This window comes from Arthrobacter ipis (assembly GCF_014694315.1).
Lineage (GTDB): Bacteria > Actinomycetota > Actinomycetes > Actinomycetales > Micrococcaceae > Arthrobacter > Arthrobacter ipis.
In genome coordinates this window covers 266,247-287,009 of the sequence record NZ_JAAOXD010000001.1, presented here as the reverse complement: position 1 = coordinate 287,009, position 20,763 = coordinate 266,247, and the positions used below count along the sequence as shown (strand labels likewise).

Below are 20,763 nucleotides of genomic sequence, written 5' to 3'. Positions count from 1 at the left end.
GCCAGTCAAATGATTTGCATCTCAGATAATGAGACGGCAATATCAATACATGGACAATTCTAGTGGAGTCGGTGTCATTGATAAAGCAGCGCAGGTGCTCGACGCGCTTGAGGCTGGGCCCACCACTCTTGCGCAGCTAGTCGCTGCCACGGGACTGGCGCGGCCCACCGTGCACAGGCTCGCGCTGGCACTGGTCCACCACCGCCTCGTTAGCCGGGACATCCAGGGCCGCTTTGTCCTCGGCAGCCGCCTCGTTGAGCTTGCCTCCGCCGCCGGCGAGGACAGGCTGATCGCCTCTGCGGGGCCGGTTCTCATGCAGCTTCGCGACGCCACCGGCGAAAGCGCCCAGATTTTCCGCCGCCAGGGCGACTGGCGGGTCTGCGTTGCCTCCGCGGAACGGCCGATCGGGCTGCGAGACACGATTCCCGTGGGAACCCAACTCTCCATGAAGGCCGGTTCGGCTGCCCAGGTCCTGCTCGCCTGGGAGGACCATGACCGCCTGCTGGAGGGCCTGCAGTCCGCGCGTTTCACGCCCACCGTTCTGGCGGGAGTACGACGGCGGGGCTGGGGCCAGAGCCTCGGCGAGCGTGAACCCGGCGTCGCCTCAGTCTCGGCACCCGTGCGCGGACCGTCCGGCAGGGTCATCGCTGCCGTCTCCATCTCCGGCCCGATCGAGCGCCTCACCCGGCAGCCGGGCCGGCTGCACGCGGAGGTTGTCTGCAACGCCGCCCGCGTCCTGACGGAAGCGCTCCGCAAGAACAACGACTGATATCACTTAGCTGAACACGCCGGCCAGCCGGATTTTCATAGTGCACCCAACTGAGTAGCAGCACAGGGCGTTCTCGGGGCTGGGAACGCCCTGATCTGCTACCTGGTTTTTCGTTCTCAGATGATTCAAAAAAACTTTTTGATCCAACCCGCATCTGGTGCCTGATCAGCCCTTAAATGTCGTAGCCCCTTGGCAGACTGTGTTCATGGAAGGCATCGGGAACTCGGCACTGACAGCAGCGGCGCCGCGCGTCGTTCTGGAGGATGCCGCGGTTCCCGGCGCCGGTTTCCACTTCGACGCGTTCGCGGACGACGGCCTTCCGTATGACGACGACCTCGGCGCCGTGTATCCGGCATTCTTTCCCGAGGACCCGTTTCCTGGCGCCCTGTTTGTCGACCGTCCTTTCGACGAAGACCTCTTGTTTGACGACGGGGTTCCCTCGGGTGCCCCAACCACTTGGCCCGTCGCTGCCGGCGCCCCTCCAATAACCTCCGGCTGGTTTGTCCCGGCAGCTGACCTCGCGGCCGACAATGCCGGGCTGATTGACCAGGTCCGCGCCTACGAGAACGTCAAGTGCTGGGCCGCCGGGCAACAGGCGCGGCTGTCCGTGACTTTCGAGGCGCGGCTCCGCCAGGAATCCGCCGACCGGCCGCCACTGGCCGCGGGAGACCTGGGCAAGGACCGCGGCAAAGACAGTGGCCTGGGCGCGGCTGAACAGATCGCGCTGGCCCGCGGCGAGTCCCCAAACCGCGGACAACGGTTGCTCGGCACGGCAAAAGCCTTGGTGCAGATGCCCCACGCCCAGGCCGCCCTGGACACCGGCAGCTGAACGAAGAACGCGTCATGCACATGGTGAAAGAGACCGCCTGTTTGAGTGTCGAAGACCGGGCTGCCGTTGACGAGGAGCTCGCGGCCGACAGCGGAACCTTCAACGGCGTCGGGACACGGGCCGTCATCGCAGCTGTCCACGCCGCAGCGATCCGCAGGGACCCGCGCTCCGTCGCCCAGCGCGCCAGCCACGCCACATCGGAACGGAGGGTAAGCCTGCGCCCGGCACCGGAATGCATGACCTACCTGTCAGCGCTGCTGCCCGTCCACGAGGGCGTCGCAGTTCTCGCGGCACTGACCCGGAACGCCGACACTCTCCACGCCGCCGGAGTCCCGCGCTCCCGCGACCAGATCAAGGCAGACACCCTGGTCGAGTCGATCACCGGCACACCCGGCGGCATCACCGGCATCGAGCTCCACCTCGTCATGACCGACCGCACCCTGTTGCAGGGCGACAGCGAACCCGCCCGCATCCCCGGCTACGGCATCATCCGCGCAGACTTCGCCCGCAACCTGCTCACGCAAGGGCAGGAAGACCAGGTTCGTGTCCAGCCCGCTGCGCCCGATTCAGCCAAGAGTCTGAAAGAACTCAAAACCTGGGTCCGGCGGCTCTACACCGCCCCGAGCACCGGCGACCTCGTCGCGATGGACTCGAGACGGCGCCTGCTCCCGGCACCGCTGCGCCGCTTCATCCAAATCCGCGACGACACCTGCCGCACCCCCTACTGCGACGCCCCGATCCGCCACCACGACCACATCATCCCCTGGCACAACGCCGGCCCAACATCCCTGGCCAACGGCGCCGGCATCTGCGAAGCGTGCAACCACACCAAGGAACTGCCCGGCTGGAAGGCAAAGCCCAGACCAGGGCCACGGCACACCATCGAAATCACCACCCCAACCGGCCACACCTACCGCTCAATGGCACCACCGCTACCCGGCACCAGACTGTCCGGATGGGGTCTGGGTGAAGCCAAGCTGTAAGGAACCCGTTCATACGAAATAAACCACTCCGAACAGGGCGGCCCGGCACCCTAGTGAGCCGGGCCGGGACAGACGGGCCGTAGCACCAATCGGGCAGTAGTGTGGGCGCATGACCAGCTACGCAGTGTTCCTCCGCGGCATTAACGTGGGCGGCATCAACATCAAGATGGCGGACCTCAAGGAAGCCCTGAAAGCGGGACCGTTCACAGGCGTAAAGACCCTGCTGGCCAGCGGCAATGTGGTGCTGGCCAGCGAACTCGATCCTGCCGCCGTCAAGAGGGAATTCGAGGCAACCCTGCGGAAGGCCTTCGGCTACGACGCCTGGGTGGTGGTGCTGACCTCGGACCGCGTGTCGGAGCTCGTTGGGGCATGCCGCTATCCTGCCGACGACAAAAGCACGCACACCTATCTCACGCTGGCCTCGGACACGGCCGCGCTGGACGAGCTGTTCGCCGCGGGGGAAGCTTTGGACGGCGGGGAGCAGGACCGGCTGGGACCCGAGGCCATGGCCTGGCTGGCGCCTGCCGGCGGCACGCTCGAAAGCCCGTTCAGCAAACTGTCCGCCAAGCCGAGGTACAAGTCCTCCACCACCACCCGAAACCTGCGCACCATGATCAAGGTCCGGGACGCCGCGGCAGCCCTCGAGACGGCAGCCGGCTGAGTAGAACTAGCCGGCGGCAGCCCTGAGCGCATCGTTAAATGCCTCCAGCCGACGGACCTCCGCCTCCACCGGTTCCACCACAAGCCGGCCAGCTACCTCTGCCACGGCGGCGTTGAGCCGCTTCCTGGCCCTCGCGCCGCGGCGCCGCGCGACGCCTGCGGCGATGAATTTGGCGGTGACGGCGAGCAGGATCCCCAGCGCAGCTCCGCCGGCAATCAGCAGGGTGGGGACCGGCCAGCCTTCCACCCGGGGCACCTCCGGAGCGGGCAGCTGCAGGTAGCCGAACCCGGCCAGTACACCCAGCCAGCCCAGCCCCGCCACGGCCGCGAGCAGCGCGAGCCACTGGATCACGTTGAATGCACCCCACCACCAGGACCTCCGTCCCGCAGCGAGGTCAGCCCCGGCGATGGCCTGGTCAAGGGCATCAGGCAGCCGGTCCCGCCCCGCCCGGGACGCGGCGCGGATGGATGCCCGCCAGGGGCCCGGGGCACCGTCACTGGCGGCATCGGCAAACTGGCGGACCGCAGCATCAGTCCGCGCACGCTCCGGAGCCCCGGCGGGCGGCAGGGACGTCCGGTTCACCTCGGCGCTGGCGTTGCGGCGCAGATTGAGCCGGCGGAGCGGATCAGGCCTGAAACGCACAAGCCACCGCGTCACCGGCCAGCCCGTGCGCCGGGTGGACTCGATCCGGTAGGAAGCGGACACTGCAGCGGCCACCAGGGGTACGTTGGCCGCCGTCGCCAGTTCATCACCAAGCCGGGCCACGGTCCCGCCCCTCACGCCGGCGGCGTCCCCGCGGCCCGCCGCTTCCTCCAACTGCGCCGCCGCCTTGGTCACGTCCGCGGAAAGCCGCAGTGACAGCGCTTCCCGCTGCGAGACCACGCGGCGGATGGCGGCTCTGACGCCGTCTACACCCGCTCCTGTCAGCGCGGAAGCCGCCAGGACCTGGACCTTGCCCAGCCCGTCGCGCGCCAGGAGTCCCCGCAGCGACTCGAGCACGGGCGCGACATCCGCTGCAGGAAGCCTGTCTACCTGGTTGAGCACCACCAACGTGACGGCGCCATGTGACGCCAGCGGCGCCAGGAAGCCGTTGTGGACGGCGGCGTCGGCGTACTTTTGCGGGTCCAGCACCCAGACCAGGACGTCCACCATCCCCACCAGCCGCTGCACGATCTCCCGGTTCGCGGTGCGCGTCGAGTCGAAGTCGGGCAAGTCCAACAGGATCAGCCCGGCGTCCTCGTCGGCGAACCCGTCCACGGCATCTGCATGGTGGCGGGCACGGACATCCAGCCAGTCAAGCAGCGGCTCACTGCCGTCGGCGCCCCACACACTTGCCAAAGGTTCGGACGTGGTGGGCCGTCGCGCCGCCGCGGTCGCGATTTCAGCGCCGTTCACGGCGTTGAACAAGGTGGATTTTCCGCTTCCGGTCGCCCCGAAGAATCCCACCACCGTATGGTCGGCGGAGAGCGCACGCCGCGACTTGGCACGTTCCAGCACCCCGAGGACGTCCGCGAGGGCGGCGTCGGGAAGCACGCCTTCGGCCAGTTCCCGGGCCCTGCCCAAAGCCTCGAGCCGGCCCTGCAGCCGCGTCTCTTCCTTCGCCCTCCCCCGTCGGTTCACGTGGCGTCCGCCAGCCGTGTGAGCGCCCGCGCATGTTCGGCGAGCCCGACGGCGGCCTGCCCGGCTTCCGGGGCCAGCCGGTCCAAAAAGCGCTCCTGCTCTGCCGCCAGCAGGCCTCGGCACCTGCTGCTCAAATCGTCACGGGCGGTACGCGCAAGCCGTCGTACGGCGTCCTCGCCGAATACGGCTTCAAGCAGTTTCTGGCCCACGACGGCGGTACCTCCGGCGACGCCGATCTCAAGGCCGGTCAGCCCGGCAGTCATGGAGAACACCACGATCATCAGGGCCGCACCGAGGCCGTTGATACCGAATGAGAGCCAGCGTGCCTGGGTCCGCTTGTCCTGCCCTTCGGTCCTGATGAGTTCCATGAGGCCGGCCTGCCAGTCGCGTATTTCCGCCGCCACGAGGTCCGCAAAGCCGGGGCTCGTACCCGAGAGGTCATCAGTGCCCAGGAGCTGCCGGCCTGCCGGATCCGAGCGCCAGCGCTGGTCTGCGTCCTCCGCCGCCTTGGCAGCTTCATCCACTATGACGGCATGGAGCCCCGTCTCAATGGCCGTTTCCACCTCCACTGCGGGCGCGGGCTCGCCGCGGAAGAACGCCCCAAGCCGGTCGCGGAACCGCCCCACGTTCTGCTCCAGGCTGCGGAAGAACTCACCAGTTCCCACAAAATCCTGCCATCGGGCCAGGACCTCGCCGCGCAGGAGGGCCCCGTCCTTGGTGGCGTCGATGATCCGGGTGCCAGCGTCCTGGTACGCGGCCCGTACGTCGTCGCCCAGAAGGGTGGCCGCGCGGCCCTGCTCCTTGGCGGCGTCGGCGATGCGGCCCACGCGCTGGCCAAGCTCCCGTACGGCTCCGTGCAGCGTCCGCCGTGCGATGTCAGCGCGGGCTGCGGCGTCGTCGGCAAGGCCGCGAAGCCAGGCTTTCAGGGGTTGCACTGTTTCCGCCGGAAGCATGCCGGAGCTGCCGAGGGCGACTTCCGGGATGACAAACAGGCGGGCGGCACCAAGGCCTTCCCTGGCCAGCATGCTGCGCAGGTCCTCGCTCACTTCGGCTTCCGCCGCCGGCGGCACGCGGTCGAGGACCACCACCACCATAATGTCCCTCGACGCCGCGTTCAGCAGCAGCTTCCAGGGAACGGCGTCCGCGTAGCGGTTGGCGGTGGTCACAAAAATCCACAGGTCCGCTGCCGCCAGCAGCTGCCCCGCGAGCCTGCGGTTCTCGTCGGAGATGGAGTCCACGTCCGGAGCATCAAGCAGTGCGATGCCCTCGGGCACGGCAGGCTCGCCCACGAGGACCAATGAGGTGACGGGCGCGGTGTCCGTCGACGGTCCGGCCGGGCCGGCGACTCCAGAAATGGCGCCAGGCGTGGCCGCCGGGACGACGGTTCCGCGGATCCGGCTGAGGCCGGGCAGTACCCGCTGGTCCTCGAACCAGCCTGCTTCCGAGGGATGGTGCAGGAGGATGGGCTGGCGGGTGGTGGGCCGGATGGCGCCGGCACGCGTGACCGGATGGCCCACCAGCGCGTTCACGAGAGTCGATTTTCCTGCTCCTGTTGAACCGCCGACGACGGCCAGCAGCGGAGCATCAAGGCTGCGGTAGCGGGGCAGGACGTAGTCATCGAGCTGGGCCACGGAGTTCCGGATCTCCAGCCGCGCCTGTTCGGCCGTCGGCAGGGCGAGCGGCAACGAGACAGCTGCCAAATCGCGGCGGACGTCCTCCAGGAGGCGCACGCCGGCAGGCTGCACTTCCATGTCCTGGTCCTGGGTTGGCGGGATCCGGTCGGAGGTCACAGCCTCATCATGCCAGTTCAGGCCGGGTTTCGGTCGGACACGCGCATGTGCGCCCGCCAAAGACCCAGCGGCCCCAGGGAATTTTCTGGCAAAACAAAACCGGCCCCGGGCTATTGCCCGAAGCCGGTTACCTGTGACCCCAGCGGGATTCGAACCCGCGTTACCGCCGTGAGAGGGCGGCGTACTAGGCCGCTATACGATGGGGCCATGTACTTTGCGATCAGCGTCTCCGCCGATCAAGCCAAGATAGTGTTTCACACATTTGGCTTTGTTCCAAATCGATGATTTCGATTCGCAACACCTGAAATTCTGCGGAAAATCCGAAGAGATTCAGAGCTGGGATACCAGGACTCGAACCTAGAATGACGGTACCAGAAACCGTAGTGTTGCCAATTACACCATATCCCATAGGCACTTTCGGGCCGGTCGAAAGTCTTTATCTTTCGCTCCGTGCCCCTCAGCACGAGTAATTACTCTACCCGAGAGTTTTGCCCCGCACAAATCGGCCGGCCGTTACCTGCGCCACACTTTGAGTACGTAGCAACGGGCGCAGGCAACGGACATGGCCGACTAGCTGGACCCGGCCGGCAGAGCCAGCAGTTCCAGCAGCGAAGCAATCTCCTGCCCCTGGAAACCCGGAGCCTGCTCCCCGCTGCGGTTCAGCCAGATCCCCAACAGTCCTGCCGCCGTCGAGCCCTCCGCGTCCAGGAGCCGGTTGTCCCCGATGTAAAGCGTGGTGGCGGGCGTGCTGCCGATCAGCCGGACGCCCTCGAGGTAGATGGCAGGGTCCGGCTTGGGGACGCCGACAGTGTCGGTGCCCACGAGGAACCGGATCCGTTCCAGGCCGGCGCTGTCCAGCTTCACCCGCTGGTAGTCGTGCACGTTGTTGCTCACGGCCCCGTACGGGATGCCAGCCTGGTCCAGGGCGTCGAGGAACGGCAACACGTCCTCATAGGCCCGCACGTAGCTGGGCTGCAGCCGCGAGTAGGTGCTGAGCCAGTTGTGCGACTCCTCCCCCTCGCCCATTTCCACGCCGAAGTGGCCCAGGGCCGCGCGGCCCCGGAGCAGCCGCTGCTCGTTGAAGGTCAGCTCACCGGCGAGGTAACGGTCGTAGTAGTGGGTCGTCTCGTGTGTGAAGATCCGCCCCACCTTCTCCCACCCGGCCTGGTCCAGGCCGGGAAGGAGGTGCTCGCTGGCATCCCGCAGCGCCGTGGTCATGGCGTAGGCAAGGTCCACGAGGGTGTCGTCAATGTCGAACAGGACACCGCTGACCGCCCCGAGGCTGCGGGACAGGACGGTGGTTTCCACTGCGGGCTGTGACATCAGCCGCGGAAAGCGCGCAGGCGCGCCAGGGACAAATCCTTGCCCAGGATGACCATGGACTCGAACAGCGGTGGCGAGATCCGGCGGCCGGAGATCGCGGCGCGTACGGGACCGAACGCGAGCCGGGGCTTGATGCCCAGGTCCTCCACCAGCGCCTGCTTCAGCGCGGACTGGATGTTTTCAGCATTCCAGTCGCCGATCGGCTCGAGCGCGGCCAGCGCCGCATCGAGAACCTCGGTGACGTTCTCCGGCAGGCCCTTGCGGGCGTCGGCGGCGACGTCGATTGCGTCGTCAGATTTGAACAGGAACGCCAGCATCTCCGGGGCTTCACCGAGGAGGGTGATCCGCTCCTGAACCAGCGGCGCGGACTCCGTCAGGATTTCCTCCTGGCGATCGGTGAGGATTTCCCCCACCAGGCCGGCGTGGCGGAGGTACGGGACCAGCCGCTCGCGGAAGACTGCAGGGTCAAGCAGCCGGACGTGTGTTCCGTTGATCGCTTCGGCCTTCTTGAGGTCGAACCGGGCCGGGTTAGCCAAGACATCGTGGATGTCGAAGTTCTTCACCAGCTGTTCCACCGTGAAGATATCCTCGTCGGCGCTCAGGGACCAACCGAGCAGGGAAAGGTAGTTCAGCAGCCCCTCGGGGATGAAGCCGCGCTCCCGGTGCAGGAAGAGGCTTGATTCCGGGTCGCGCTTGGAAAGCTTCTTGTTGCCCTGGCCCATGACGTAGGGCAGGTGACCGAACTCCGGCATATATTCTGCAACGCCCACGGCATACAGCGCCCGGTACAATGCGATCTGCCGCGGCGTGGAGCTGAGCAGGTCCTCGCCACGGAGAACGTGCGTGATCCCCATGAGGGCGTCGTCCACCGGGTTGACCAGCGTGTAAAGCGGTGCACCGTTGGCACGCACCACGGCGAAGTCCGGGACAGAGCCGGCCTTGAACGTGATCTCGCCACGGACCAGGTCGGTGAACGTGATGTCCTCGTCCGGCATCCGCAGGCGCAGCACGGCTTCCCGGCCCTCGGCCTTGAACGCCGCGACCTGATCGTCGCTGAGGTCACGGTCAAAGCCGTCGTAGCCCAGCTTCGGGTCCTGACCGGCGGCGCGGTGGCGCGCTTCGATCTCGTCCGGCGTCGAGTAGGACTCGTAGATATGGCCGCCCGCCCTGAGCTTGGCGATGACGTCCTGGTACAGCCCGCTCCGCTGCGACTGGCGGTACGGTGTGTGGGGCCCGCCCACCTCAACACCCTCATCCCAGTCGATGCCGAGCCACTTCAGCGCATCCAGCAGCTGGTGGTAGCTTTCCTCACTGTCGCGCGCCGAGTCCGTGTCCTCGATGCGGAAGATCATCTTGCCGCCGGTGTGGCGGGCGTAGGCCCAGTTGAACAGCGCCGTGCGGATCAGCCCGACGTGCGGGGTGCCCGTGGGTGACGGGCAGAAGCGGACGCGGACGGGCGTTTCGGCGGTGACGGCAGGAATGGCAACAGGAGCGGCGGAGGGGGTAGTCATAGTGATACCAACTTTACCAACCGGGCACCGCTGTCCCGTCCCCGGCGGCGCTGCCCGCGGGCAGCGCCGCCGCGTGCGCAGCTACCGGCGGACCACGGGGTTCGACAGACGGCCGATGCCCTCGATCTCCACTTCGTACCGGTCGCCCGCCTGGACGAGGCCCACGCCGGCCGGGGTGCCGGTCATGATGACATCCCCGGGCAGCAGGGTGAACGCGCTGGAGACGATGGACACCAGCTCGCGGACGCCGCGGATCATCTGGCTGGTGCTGCCGTCCTGGCGGAGTTCGCCGTTGAGCCGGCCCTTGATGGACAGGTCTTCGGGATCAAGTTCGGTTTCAATCCACGGCCCAAGGGGTGCGGAAGTATCGAAGCCCTTGGCCCGCGCCCACTGCAGGTCCGTTTTTTGGACGTCGCGGGCGGTGAGGTCGTTGCCACAGGTATAGCCGAAGATCACATCGTCGGCACGTTCTTCCGGCACGTCCTTGCAGATGCGGCCGATGACAACGCACAGCTCCGCCTCGAAGGAGACCTCCTCGGAGAACTCCGGCAAAACAACAGGATCGTTCGGGCCCACCACGGATGTGTTGGGCTTTAGGAACAGCAGCGGCTGCTGGGGCACCTCATTGCCGAGCTCGTGGGCGTGCTCCACAAAGTTCCGCCCCACGCCGATCACCTTGCTGCGCGGAATGATGGGCGCCAGCAGGCGGACATCCTCCAGCTTGTGCCGCACGGAGGTGCGTTCCACGCCGTTGAAGAACGGATCGCCGTTGATGACAGTGATTTCCTCACTGCCGGGCTGGCCTTCAACAACGCCGTAAAGGGGATCAGAATCGACTACAAACCGGGCAATACGCATGGCCCCAAGCCTACAGTCTCAGTCCCTCTCCCTCAGGAGGCGCAGGTATTCCAACTGTGCCGCCACGGAATTCTCGGCGGCGCGCCGGACGGAGGGGTCGACGTCGGCATAGACCACGCTGGTGACCTCACCTACAGCGGCGTCCGGGCCGAGGCTAGCGAGGGCCGTCCGGATCTGGGCCAGCCGGTCAAGCCGGTGGTCCCGGTAGGCGCGGACCACCTCGTCGAGTGCGGGCAGGACGGGACCGTGGGCAGGCAGGACGGTTGCCGGCCCCAGCCGCTCCAGCCGGTCGAGGGAAGCGAGGTAGTCCGCCAGCGTACCGTCCGGATGGTCCAGCACGGTGGTCCCCCGGCCCAGGATGGTGTCGCCGGTCAGCACGGAGCCGGCAGGTCCGTCGAGGGGCAGATGGAAGCAGACGGAGTCGGACGTGTGCCCCGGAGTGGAAACCACCCGGATTTCCGTCCCGCCGGCAGCGATCGTTTCCCCGGACTGCAGCACGGCTCCCCCATGGCAATGTTCGGAAGCGGCGGCCCGGACGGGCGCGCCGGTGATTTCCGCGAGACGGGCCGAACCGGCGGTGTGGTCCGCATGCCGGTGCGTGACCAGAATGAGCTCAACGGGTCCGGCCGCAGCCAGCGCCTGAAGGTGCGCCTCATCAAGCGGGCCCGGATCAACCACAACCGCAGCCGCGTGGCCCGGCTCGCCGACGATGTAGGAGTTGGTCCCCTCCAGGCTCATCGGCCCCGGATTGGGCGCGAGGCGGAAACGCGTCAGCGGGCTGCTGCCGGTAAAGGCGCTGGTGATGTCCTGGTTCACGTGTTTCATTCTGCCATCCCGGCAACAGCGACCACCGGGAGCACAACAGCAGCAGCACAACAGCAGCAGCAGTACGACGGCGGGCGGCCGGTGGGCTGCCGAAACACCCCAGCCGGCCACCCGCCGTCGTACGCTTTGAAATTATCTGGCCGAAGGCTCAGGCGAGCCGGGTCAGCCACCCGTGGGTGTCCGCGACGGCGCCGGTCTGGATGCCGAGCAGCTGCTTCCGGATGGCCATGGTGGTCTCGCCTGCCTTTGCGTCCTCGGAGCCGATGTACTCCGTGGCGTCCTTGAGAACGCCGATGGGCGTGATGACCGCGGCGGTGCCACAGGCGAAGACCTCGGCGATGTCGCCGGAGGCAACGCCGTCGCGCCACTCATCCAGGGTGATCTTCCGCTCGGTCACCGCACGGCCCATGTCCTTGGCGACCTGCATGATCGAGGAGCGGGTCACGCCCTCGAGGATGGTGCCGCTCAGCGCGGGCGTCACCAGCGAGCCGTCCTTCAGAACGAAGAAGACGTTCATTCCGCCCAGTTCCTCAACCGCGTTGTCGTTAAACTGGTCCAGGAACAGCACCTGCTTGCAGCCGTTCGCCTCGGCTTCCTGCTGCGCGATGAGCGAGGCGGCGTAGTTGCCGCCGCACTTTGCAGCGCCTGTGCCGCCCCGGCCTGCCCGGGCGTACTCGCGGGAAATCCAGATCGAAATGGGCTTGAGCTCGCCGCCGAAGTAGTTTCCGGCAGGCGAGGCAATGACGCGGAAAGACACCTCACGCGCTGCCCGCACGCCCAGGAATGCCTCGGTGGCGATCATGAACGGGCGCAGGTACAGGGCCTCGCCGTCACCGGAAGGAACCCATTCCTTGTCCGCCGCCACAAGTTCGCGGATGGCGCCGAGGAAGTATTCGGCCGGAAGCTCCGGAAGCGCCAGCCGGCGGGCGGACTTGTTCATCCGCGCGGCGTTGGCCTCAGGCCGGAAGCTCCAGATGGAGCCGTCAGGGTGACGGTAGGCCTTCAGTCCCTCGAAGATCTCCTGCCCGTAGTGCAGCACAGCGGCCGACGGGTCCAGCATGATCGGCCCGTAGGCCTCGATCCGCGCATCATGCCATCCGCCTTGGCCGCTGGCGTCGACCGTGTAGTCAACAATCGCAGTGTGGTCGGTGAAGTGGTCGCCAAAGCCTGGGTTCGCCAGGATGGCTGCACGCTCCTCAGCAGACTTCGGGGTGGCCGAGGGCTGCTGGGTGAATTCGACGCCATGGGCAGTCTGAGTCATGGTTCCTCCACGGTCGGCTGCCTGGCATCTGAACGTGGTTCAGCATCGGACCACGGCAGCGATTGGTAATTCAGGTCAAGCTTACGCCTGCTGGCGGACGCTAAACTGCCGCCGCAATGGCGTCACCGATGGCGCTTGTGCTGCGCACTTCGCCGTTGCGGCTTTCGACGTCGGCCACCACCGCGGACTCGATCTTCCGGGCAGCATCGGGGTAGCCCAGGTGGTCCAGGAGGAGGGCTGCGGACAGGATTGCCGCGGTGGGGTCCGCCTTCTGCTGGCCGGCAATGTCGGGTGCGGAACCGTGGACCGGTTCGAACATGGACGGCGCCGTGCGGTCCATGTTGATGTTGCCCGAGGCCGCCAGTCCGATTCCGCCGGTGATGGCGGCAGCAAGGTCGGTAATGATGTCGCCGAAGAGGTTGTCGGTGACGATGACGTCGAAGCGGGCGGGATCGGTGACCATGAAGATGGTCGCGGCATCGATGTGCAGGTAGTCGTGGGTGACCTCGGGGAATTCCTTGGCCACGGCCTCGACGGTGCGCTTCCACAGGTGGCCGGCAAAGACCAGCACGTTGTGCTTGTGGACCAGGGTCAGCTTCTTGCGCGGACGCTCGTTGGCACGCCGGAAGGCATCCCGGACGACGCGCTCCACGCCGTGTGCAGTGTTCAGGGAAACCTCGGTGGCCACCTCGTGCGGCGTGCCGGCGCGCAGGGTGCCGCCGTTGCCCACGTAGGGACCCTCGGTCCCTTCACGGACAACAATGAAATCGATGTTGCCCGGTTCAGCCAGCGGGCTGCCCACCGTGCCGTAGAGCCGTGAGGGGCGCAGGTTGACGTAGTGGTCAAGGCTGAAGCGCAGCTTGAGGAGCAGTTCGCGTTCGATCAGCCCGGACGGGATGCGGGTGTCCCCCGGCGCTGCACCGATGGCACCGAAGAGGATGGCGTCGCGCGACTTCAGGTCCTCGAGGACAGCCTCCGGAAGGGTCTCGCCGCTCTCCAGCCAGTGCTGGGCACCGAGCTTGTAGTGGGTCTGGTCAAGGGTGACGCCTTCGGCGGCGACGACCTTTTCGAGAACCTTCAGGGCTTCGGCGATGACCTCCGGGCCAATGCCGTCGCCCGGGATGACAGCGAGGTTGATGGTAGATGCGCTCATCTTTTCAGGGTAGCCAAACCATCCACATTCTGGTCAAGCCGTCTCACCATTCGGTCACCGGGACGAGACCCGCCCTCAGCTTTCGCCGCCCAAACACAAACGCTTCCTCACTTTCTTTAGGAAAGTGAGGAAGCGTTGGGGTAAAACCTGCAGGACGTGAGGAGGCGTCCTACGCGTCCGCGGGTTCCTCGTACTTCGGGAAAACCGGCGCGGGGGCGGGCAGGTCGGTGCCCGCGACGATCGGCGTCGCGAGGGCCGAGAATTCCCGGGCCGCCCCTTCCGGCTGGCCGAGGTAGCCGAGCAGGGCGGCGGTGGCAGTGGGCATGACCGGCTGGGCGAGGACCGAGACGATGCGCAACACCTCGAGGGTCACGTACAGCACCGTCTGCATGCGTTCGACGTCGGTCTTCCGCAGCACCCAGGGTGCCTGCTCGGCGAAGTACGCGTTGGTGTCCCCCAGTACAGTCCAGATCGCCTCGAGCGCGCGGCTGAACTCCTGCTTTTCGAAGGCCGCACGTGCCTGCTCCAGCAGCGCGTTCGCCTGACCCAGGATGGCGGTGTCTGCGTCGCTGAACGCGCCCGGCACGGGTACCCGGCCCTCGCAGTTCTTGGCCACCATGGACAGTGAGCGCTGCGCCAGGTTTCCGAAGTTGTTCGCCAGGTCCGAGTTCATCCGGCCGACGATGGCCTCGTGGTTGTAGCTGCCGTCCGCGCCGAACGGAACCTCGCGCAGGAAGAAGAAGCGGACCTGGTCCAGGCCGTACTGGGCCACGAAGTCCGCCGGGGCAACGACGTTGCCGAGGGACTTGGACATCTTGACGCCGTTGTTGTGCAGGAACCCGTGGATCATCACCCGCTTGGGCAGCTCGAGGCCCGCGCTCATGAGGAAGGCCGGCCAGTAGATGGCGTGGAACCGGGAGATGTCCTTGCCGATGATGTGGACATCGGCGGGCCAGTACCGCTTGAACGACTCGGATTCCACGTCCGGGTAACCTGCGCCGGTGAGGTAGTTGGTCAGCGCGTCCACCCACACGTACATGACGTGCTTTTCGTCGCCGGGGACGGGCACGCCCCAGTCGAAGGTGGTGCGGCTGATAGACAGGTCTTCGAGGCCGCGCTTGACGAAGCTGATGACCTCGTTGAACCGGGACTGCGGCGCGCCGAACTCCGGCTGTGCCTCGTACAGGGCCAGCAGCTTGTCCTGGTAGGCGGACAGCCGGAAGAAGTAGCTTTCCTCGGCGGTCCAGGTCACCGGAGTGTCGGTCTCCTTGGTGTACCGGGCGCCGTCCTCCTTCACCACGGTGTCGTCTTCACCGTAGTAGGCCTCGTCCCGCACGGAGTACCAGCCCTCGTACTTGGACAGGTAGATGTCCCCGTTGGCTTCCATCTTCTTCCAGATGGCCTGCGAGGCGGTGTAGTGGTCCGCGTCCGTGGTGCGGATGAACCGGTCGTAGCTGATACCGAGGGCGGCGTGCGCGGCCTTGTAGATTTCCGCGTTCCGGTCCACCAGTTCCTTGGGCGAGACGCCTTCCTTCTCCGCTGCCTGCGCGATCTTCAGCCCGTGCTCGTCAGTGCCGGTCAGGAACTTCACGTCATAGCCGTCGAGCCGCTTGAACCGGGCCATCGCATCCGTGGCGATGTACTCGTAGGCGTGGCCGATGTGAGGCACGCCGTTCGGGTAGGTGATGGCCGTAGTGATGTAGAAGGGGCTCTTGTCTGAGGAAGTCACGGGCGGAACGTTACCTTTATGCGGAGGGATGGAGCTAGATCAGTTCGGTCAGCGTATCGCTGAGCCGGACCAGTTCGTGGTCATGTGACGCCACGAGGACTGCAATGCCGTCAGAGGTTGTGTCCTTGAGGATACTGATGATCCGGTTGGCGGAGGCCCGGTCCAGGCTGGCCGTGGGCTCGTCCACCACCAGGACGCGGGTGCCAAGGATCAGGGCGCGGGCGATGGCGACGCGCTGGCGTTCACCGCCGGAGAGCTGCTCGGGACGGTGCCGCATGCGGCGGCCGAGGCCCACGAGGTCCAGCAGGTCCTTGGCCATCTCACGCCGCTGCTCCACCTCGCCGTCCGGAACCGCCGGCAGGAGCACGTTCTCAAGCGCGCTCATGCCGTCGATCAGGGCACCGCCCTGGTCAACATAGCCGATCAGGGCACGGCGGCGGTCTGCGATCTCGTCGTCGCTCATGGTTTCGAGCGAATCGCCCTCCCACAGCACCCGGCCCGACGTCGGCAGGGTCAGGCCCGCTCCGACGGTCAGGATGCTGGTCTTGCCCGAGCCGCTGCGGCCCGCCACGCAGTGCATCTCCCCAGCGTTCAGGGTGAGGTCGAAGCCCTCCACGACGCTGACGGCGTCGGAGCCGTTCTTGCCCCCGCCGTAGCGGATGGTGATGTTGCTCAGCTCCAGCGGGGTGGCGTGGTCGGCTTCCTTCACGATGGTGTTGGCCCGGGTCTGGACCGGGGTTACAGCCTCATTGTTCCCGCGCACGCGGCGAAGGTTCAGGTCGTTAGTCATTTGACCACTTTCGTTGCAATCGGAATCCAGCAGAGAACAGCCACGAGCCCGGCCACGGCGGCCCACAGCGCGGCGTAGGGGGCAAGAACAAGGCCGATGCCCAGGGCGCCGAGGATACCCAGCGGGACGGCAACCGCGCCCACCAGGGCGTTTTCGAAGAAGCGGACCTGGCCCAGCATGTCGGGGTTCCAGCCCATCGCCTGCAGCGTGCCGAGGTACCGCCGCTTGGCCTTCAGCTCGAACCGCCCGGTGACCAGTGTGAGCAAGAGCCCAACCGCCACGCCGGACACGCCGAGGATGATGCTCGGCAGGGCCACGCTGGCGGCCGCCAGGCCGCTGAGCGCACTGGCGCCGGCGGCCCGCGGAATGTCAATCAGCAGGGCGATCAGGCCGCCAACTGCCGAGCCGAACACGCCAACGGCAACGGCCAGCGAGATGGCGTTGAAGCGGTGGGTGCCCAGCTGCCGGTTCGCGAAGGTCAGCGGTGAATCGACGGCAATGAGCTTTTCGTCGTGCTGCGGCTCCTGGTCGACCACCTCGCGGTGGCGCAGCTGCTGGGCGGCGAAAAAGGCCGCGCCCAGGTACAGGGCCAGCACGGACGCCGAGACGATGGCGGTGGCGATGTTCCAGCTAAGGAGGCTGAGCACTATTCCGGCCACGGCCAGCAGCCCGGCGCCGACGGCAAACTCCTCCAGCACCCAGGACCGGATGCGGCGCTGGGTCCAGCCCATGGCGCGCAGCGTGCCGGCTTCGCTGCGGCGCAGCCGCACGTAGCTGACGGTCGAGGCGCCGGTCAGCAGCGCGGCACCGCAGAGCGTGAGGAACAGCAGCGTCAGGTTCGTCGCCGTCAGCGAGCCGGCAACGGCGTCGGCCGCGTTCTGCCTGACCCACGACTGCTGGACAGTTCCAAGGGCGGACTCCTTGCCGGCGTCGTCCTTGGAGTAGCCGGGAACGAAGATGTTGGCGTCCTCGCGGGCAGAACCGGCCACAACGGTGGCTTCAAGACCCATGTCCCGGATCTCGGTGGCCAGCTTGTCCACCTCAGGCTGGACCTGCTTCCAGCTGCCGGCGGCGCTGGCCCGCACGCGGACGGCGTCGATGACGGATGCGTTCTTCTCGTAGCCGCGGGCAGCGGCCAGGCCGTAGTAGTCGGTGATGGCGCCGGCCGACTGACTGACGAGTCCGGTGGCGCTCAGGGAAGGCTTGAGCGCCGTGTCCGCAACGTCCTTGCCCTGCGCATCCTTGCTCAGCGTCATGGGCGTGGGATCGTAGCCGCCGAGTGGAAGCCGGTTGACGTCCCCGGCCGCTTCCTGGACGGCGGCGGGATCGAAGGTGCCGTAGACCATGGCGAGCGGGGTAGCCAGCTTCTTGCCCGTTTCCAGGTTCTCCCGGTAGGAGCGCTCGTCAACGGGATTGCGCTGGGTCTGGTCCACGGCCTCGCCATTGGCGCTCTTCTCCGGCAGGCGGTTCACGGTGACCCACTCGCCCGGAGTGGCGGTCTTGTCCTCGGCACCGTTGCCTGCGGTGGAGCCGTCGCTGTACTTGGGGGCGGAGGCGAAGTTGGTGCTCCAGGTGGCGGGGCTGTAGAGGCCGCGGCTGAAGTTCGCCGAGTTGCCCAGCAGCTTGGAGTAGTCCGTGGACCCGGGCCAGGACAGCGCGAAGGGAGACTTGGAGACGAACGGCAGGTAGTCCTTGTCCAGGGAGCGCTCAGCCGTGCCGACCTCCTTGACTACGTTTCCGGAGTCGTCGATCTCCTCGATTTTCACGGAGTACTTCAGGTCAACCGACGTGCCGGAACGCACGATCAGCGGGATGGCCTTGGAATCCTCGGTGAGCTGTCCGTTGCGCTTGGCCTGCTGGTACTGGGTCATGATGGGCGCCCAGTACTTGAGCTTCACGCCAAGGAAGTCAGGGCCTTCCTCGAGTTCCTTCATGCCGATGCCGGTGGTGAAGAGGCTCTCCAGGTGCTGGCCAACCGCCTCGGCGCTGCGGGCGTCGGCCGGCGGTGCCTTCTCCAGCGGCGCCAGGAAGTCACCGGAGGTGCCCAGCAGGGCACGCTCGGAAACGGGGTCGACGGCGACCACGGACTCCGTTACCTCCGGTGCCATGGGCAGGGCAACCGTGAGGTTAAACAGATTGTGCTCGGAGCCGCCAGCCGGGGCCGGGAACTTGATCCCGGTCTCGCCTTCGGGACCGGCGATCTGGATGCTGTTGCCTCCCTCGACCTGCTGCTCCACGAGCTTGCCCTTGCCGAGAGCGCCCTCGGCAGTGGACTTGAAAAGGGTGTGCTGCGAAGATCCGTCGGAGCTCGTGGCGCTGGCCGTCAGGCGGTACTTCTTGGGCGTGTCGCTGAGCACGGACTGGGCTGCCGGCCATTTGCCGGGATCGGTGCCGCCGGGCTGCCCCGCCGTCGCGGTGCCGACGAGTCCGGCGTTGAAGCCCAGGTAGTCCATGGCTTCCAGGCGCGGCGTCTCGAGGTTTTGCGTCACGCGCGAAACGAGGCTGATGGGCGCGGCAACGGAGGTGCCGGACAGATCGCGGATCTTCTGCAGCTGGTCGAAGCTGATGCCGCCCTGCCCCGTGGCAATCTCGGGCTGCATGAGCGAACCGTCCGAGCCCGCCTTGGCCTGGACCAGGATGTCGTAGAGCCCGCGCGAGTTCTGGTCCACGGTCCGGTTCAGCGCTGCCTGCGACTGGGTCTGGACGAGGACTGACAGGCACATGGCGAAGATCAGAATTGCAGCGGTCAGCAAAAGCACTTTGCTTCTGATGAACCTCTGGACGGCGTTCATTGGACTCCCTGAAACCTGGATTGCGTGCGCACGCCACGATGACCGCAGAAAATGTGGGGGTGTCCCTTGCGGGCGTGCAAAAAGTATTGGCCGGCCTGCCGGCTGGATCCTTAAATTCGAACCTAGCTATTGTAAGCAGACCGGCCAATCATACTTGGCCGGAGTGGACTCCAGGGGACAAGGAGTTCACCCCGCGTTGGGGGACCTGGCCGTTGCCGGCCGGTGTTCCTCGGACTAGTCCTCGAGGTCCACTTCGCGCACCATCTCGGCACCGATCCCGGCCTTGATGGCGTCCAGCACCTGCTGCGGGACGGAGCTGTCGATGGTGAGCAGGGCCAGGACCTGGCCGCCCTCCGCGTTCCGTGCCACCTGCATGCCACCGATGTTGATGTTGTTCATGCCCAGGATGTGGCCGATGGTGCCGATGACGCCGGGACGGTCAGCGTAGGAGACCACCACGAGGTGCTCACTGATGGGGATCTCGACGTCGTAGCCGTTCACGCCGACGAGCTTCTGCACCTGCTTGGGTCCGGTCAGGGTGCCGGACACGGAGATCTGGGCACCGTCGCTCAGGGCGCCGCGCAGCGTCAGTACGTTGCGGTAGTCCTCGGCCTCAGGGGTGGTGATGAGGCGGACGTTAATGCCGCGCTGCTCAGCGATCACGGGGGCGTTGACGTAGGACACCTGCTCGGTGACGACGTCGGCGAAGACCCCCTTGAGGGCGGCGAGCTCCAGGACCTTGACGTCAAGCGCGGCGATTTCGCCGGAAACCTCGACGTCGATCTGGGTCACCGAGGCGTGGGTCAGCGCCGTGAAGATGCGGCCCAGCTTCTCGATCAGCGGGATGCCCGGGCGGACGTCGGGGGCGATCAGGCCGCCGGCAACGTTCACGGCGTCCGGAACCAGTTCCCCTGCGAGGGCGAGGCGGACTGACTTCGCGACGGAGACGCCGGCCTTTTCCTGTGCCTCGTCGGTTGACGCGCCCAGGTGAGGGGTGACTACAACATTGTCCAGCTTGAAGAACGGCAGGTCGGTGCTGGGCTCCTGGACGAACACGTCCACGGCTGCACCGGCAATCTGGCGGTCCTGCAGCGCGGTGTAGAGGGCTTCCTCGTCCACGAGGCCGCCGCGGGCCACGTTGACCACGTAAGCCGTGCTCTTCATTTTCTTGAAGGCTTCGGCGCCGAGCATGCCGACCGTTTCCGGCGTCTTTGGCATGTGGATGGTAATGAAGTCAGACTGCGCCAGCAGCTCGTCCAGGGTGACGAGCTTCACGCCGAGCTGGGCGGCCCGGGCCGAGGTGATGTAGGGGTCGAACGCGAGGATCTCGGTGTCGAAGCCTTGAAGGCGGGCAGCGACCAGGGCGCCGATGCGGCCCAGGCCGATGATGCCGATCTTCTTCTCGAAGAGTTCGATGCCGGTGTACTTGGAGCGCTTCCACTCGCCGTCCTTCAGGGCGGCGCTGGCCTGCGGGATGTGGCGGGCCAGGCTCAGGATGTGGCCAACGGTCAGTTCCGCGGCGGAAACGATGTTCGACGTCGGGGCGTTGACCACCATGACACCGGCCTGGGTGGCAGCCTTGATGTCCACGTTGTCCAGGCCGACGCCTGCGCGGGCGATGACCTTCAGGTTCTTCGCGGCGGCAATGGCCTCGGCGTCCACCTTCGTGGCGGAGCGGACCAGGATTGCGTCAACGTCCTCGATGGCAGAGAGCAGCTGGGAACGATCGGCGCCGTCCGTCTGGCGGATTTCAAAATCCGGGCCAAGGGCCTCGATGGTGGCGGGCGAAAGTTCTTCGGCAAGCAATACTACGGGTTTTGACACAGCTGATCCTCTGCGTTGAAGTCCTGGGGGTACATAAAGTCTAGG

At 66.5% G+C, this 20,763-nt stretch carries 14 protein-coding genes, 2 tRNA genes and 1 pseudogene; 3 read left to right on the top strand and 14 right to left on the bottom strand.

Annotation, left to right across the window (positions count from 1 at the left end; all coding sequences use genetic code 11):
* Positions 1–49: 49 nt before the first annotated feature.
* The 3 genes and pseudogenes from G9E11_RS01245 to G9E11_RS01235 all read left to right on the top strand — a co-directional run bounded on the left by G9E11_RS01245 (position 50) and on the right by G9E11_RS01235 (position 3,242).
* Entirely contained in the window at positions 50–769 is a 720-nt protein-coding gene (locus G9E11_RS01245) for an IclR family transcriptional regulator (protein WP_043420062.1), read from the top strand.
* 205 nt (positions 770–974) lie between these two features.
* Positions 975–2,581: pseudogene (locus tag G9E11_RS01240) on the top strand (HNH endonuclease).
* 109 nt (positions 2,582–2,690) lie between these two features.
* Positions 2,691–3,242, top strand: a complete 552-nt coding sequence (locus tag G9E11_RS01235) for a DUF1697 domain-containing protein (protein WP_190602242.1) — start codon at positions 2,691–2,693, stop codon at positions 3,240–3,242.
* A gap of 6 nt (positions 3,243–3,248) precedes the next feature.
* On the opposite strand, the gene G9E11_RS01230 is transcribed toward G9E11_RS01235, so the two are convergent.
* The 14 genes from G9E11_RS01230 to serA all read right to left on the bottom strand — a co-directional run bounded on the left by G9E11_RS01230 (position 3,249) and on the right by serA (position 20,718).
* Entirely contained in the window at positions 3,249–4,862 is a 1,614-nt protein-coding gene (locus G9E11_RS01230) for a GTPase (protein ID WP_190602241.1), read from the bottom strand.
* Positions 4,859–6,613, bottom strand: coding sequence for a dynamin family protein (locus tag G9E11_RS01225; RefSeq protein ID WP_190603557.1), 1,755 nt, complete (start codon positions 6,611–6,613; stop codon positions 4,859–4,861). The genes G9E11_RS01230 and G9E11_RS01225 overlap by 4 nt, the downstream gene beginning before the upstream one ends.
* Positions 6,614–6,786: 173 nt before the next feature.
* Positions 6,787–6,859: transfer RNA gene (locus G9E11_RS01220), tRNA-Glu, on the bottom strand.
* 129 nt (positions 6,860–6,988) lie between these two features.
* A tRNA-Gln gene (locus G9E11_RS01215) sits at positions 6,989–7,060 on the bottom strand.
* Between the two features lie 162 nt (positions 7,061–7,222).
* Entirely contained in the window at positions 7,223–7,975 is a 753-nt protein-coding gene (locus G9E11_RS01210; protein ID WP_190602239.1) for an HAD family hydrolase, read from the bottom strand.
* Positions 7,975–9,486: a glutamate--tRNA ligase gene (gltX, locus tag G9E11_RS01205; protein ID WP_190602237.1), complete on the bottom strand. Its 1,512-nt coding sequence runs from the start codon at positions 9,484–9,486 to the stop codon at positions 7,975–7,977. Before gltX ends, G9E11_RS01210 begins: the two co-directional genes overlap by 1 nt.
* Before the next feature lie 81 nt (positions 9,487–9,567).
* Positions 9,568–10,344 (bottom strand): fumarylacetoacetate hydrolase family protein, encoded by a 777-nt coding sequence (locus G9E11_RS01200; protein ID WP_190602235.1) that lies wholly within the window; start codon positions 10,342–10,344, stop codon positions 9,568–9,570.
* Positions 10,345–10,362: 18 nt separating this feature from the next.
* A complete protein-coding gene (locus G9E11_RS01195; protein WP_190602233.1) occupies positions 10,363–11,169 on the bottom strand; it encodes an MBL fold metallo-hydrolase in 807 nt (268 codons plus the stop codon).
* A 148-nt stretch (positions 11,170–11,317) separates the two neighbouring features.
* On the bottom strand, positions 11,318–12,430 hold the full coding sequence (locus G9E11_RS01190; protein ID WP_190602231.1) for a branched-chain amino acid aminotransferase: 1,113 nt from the start codon (positions 12,428–12,430) through the stop codon (positions 11,318–11,320).
* A gap of 100 nt (positions 12,431–12,530) precedes the next feature.
* Positions 12,531–13,583: a 3-isopropylmalate dehydrogenase gene (locus G9E11_RS01185; RefSeq protein WP_190602229.1), complete on the bottom strand. Its 1,053-nt coding sequence runs from the start codon at positions 13,581–13,583 to the stop codon at positions 12,531–12,533.
* A 169-nt stretch (positions 13,584–13,752) separates the two neighbouring features.
* Positions 13,753–15,312 (bottom strand): methionine--tRNA ligase, encoded by a 1,560-nt coding sequence (gene metG, locus G9E11_RS01180; protein ID WP_190602227.1) that lies wholly within the window; start codon positions 15,310–15,312, stop codon positions 13,753–13,755.
* 34 nt (positions 15,313–15,346) lie between these two features.
* Positions 15,347–16,102, bottom strand: a complete 756-nt coding sequence (locus G9E11_RS01175; RefSeq protein WP_111905958.1) for an ABC transporter ATP-binding protein — start codon at positions 16,100–16,102, stop codon at positions 15,347–15,349.
* Entirely contained in the window at positions 16,099–18,894 is a 2,796-nt protein-coding gene (locus G9E11_RS01170) for an ABC transporter permease (RefSeq protein ID WP_190602225.1), read from the bottom strand. The genes G9E11_RS01175 and G9E11_RS01170 overlap by 4 nt, the downstream gene beginning before the upstream one ends.
* Positions 18,895–19,128: 234 nt before the next feature.
* The gene (serA, locus tag G9E11_RS01165) at positions 19,129–20,718 is read right to left on the bottom strand and encodes a phosphoglycerate dehydrogenase (protein WP_190602223.1); all 1,590 of its coding nucleotides are present in this window, start codon (positions 20,716–20,718) and stop codon (positions 19,129–19,131) included.
* Positions 20,719–20,763 lie beyond the last annotated feature (45 nt).

Excerpts from the sequence above, each read along its gene's own strand:
- gltX (WP_190602237.1), bottom strand. The coding sequence starts at position 9,486 with ATGACTACCCCCTCCGCCGCTCCTGTTGCCATTCCTGCCGTCACCGCC.
- G9E11_RS01190 (WP_190602231.1), bottom strand. The coding sequence starts at position 12,430 with ATGACTCAGACTGCCCATGGCGTCGAATTCACCCAGCAGCCCTCGGCC.
- G9E11_RS01170 (WP_190602225.1), bottom strand. The coding sequence starts at position 18,894 with ATGAACGCCGTCCAGAGGTTCATCAGAAGCAAAGTGCTTTTGCTGACC.
- G9E11_RS01210 (WP_190602239.1), bottom strand. The coding sequence starts at position 7,975 with ATGTCACAGCCCGCAGTGGAAACCACCGTCCTGTCCCGCAGCCTCGGG.
- G9E11_RS01200 (WP_190602235.1), bottom strand. The coding sequence starts at position 10,344 with ATGCGTATTGCCCGGTTTGTAGTCGATTCTGATCCCCTTTACGGCGTT.
- G9E11_RS01195 (WP_190602233.1), bottom strand. The coding sequence starts at position 11,169 with ATGAAACACGTGAACCAGGACATCACCAGCGCCTTTACCGGCAGCAGC.
- G9E11_RS01245 (WP_043420062.1), top strand. The coding sequence starts at position 50 with ATGGACAATTCTAGTGGAGTCGGTGTCATTGATAAAGCAGCGCAGGTG.
- G9E11_RS01185 (WP_190602229.1), bottom strand. The coding sequence starts at position 13,583 with ATGAGCGCATCTACCATCAACCTCGCTGTCATCCCGGGCGACGGCATT.
- G9E11_RS01235 (WP_190602242.1), top strand. The coding sequence starts at position 2,691 with ATGACCAGCTACGCAGTGTTCCTCCGCGGCATTAACGTGGGCGGCATC.
- G9E11_RS01225 (WP_190603557.1), bottom strand. The coding sequence starts at position 6,613 with ATGGAAGTGCAGCCTGCCGGCGTGCGCCTCCTGGAGGACGTCCGCCGC.
- G9E11_RS01175 (WP_111905958.1), bottom strand. The coding sequence starts at position 16,102 with ATGACTAACGACCTGAACCTTCGCCGCGTGCGCGGGAACAATGAGGCT.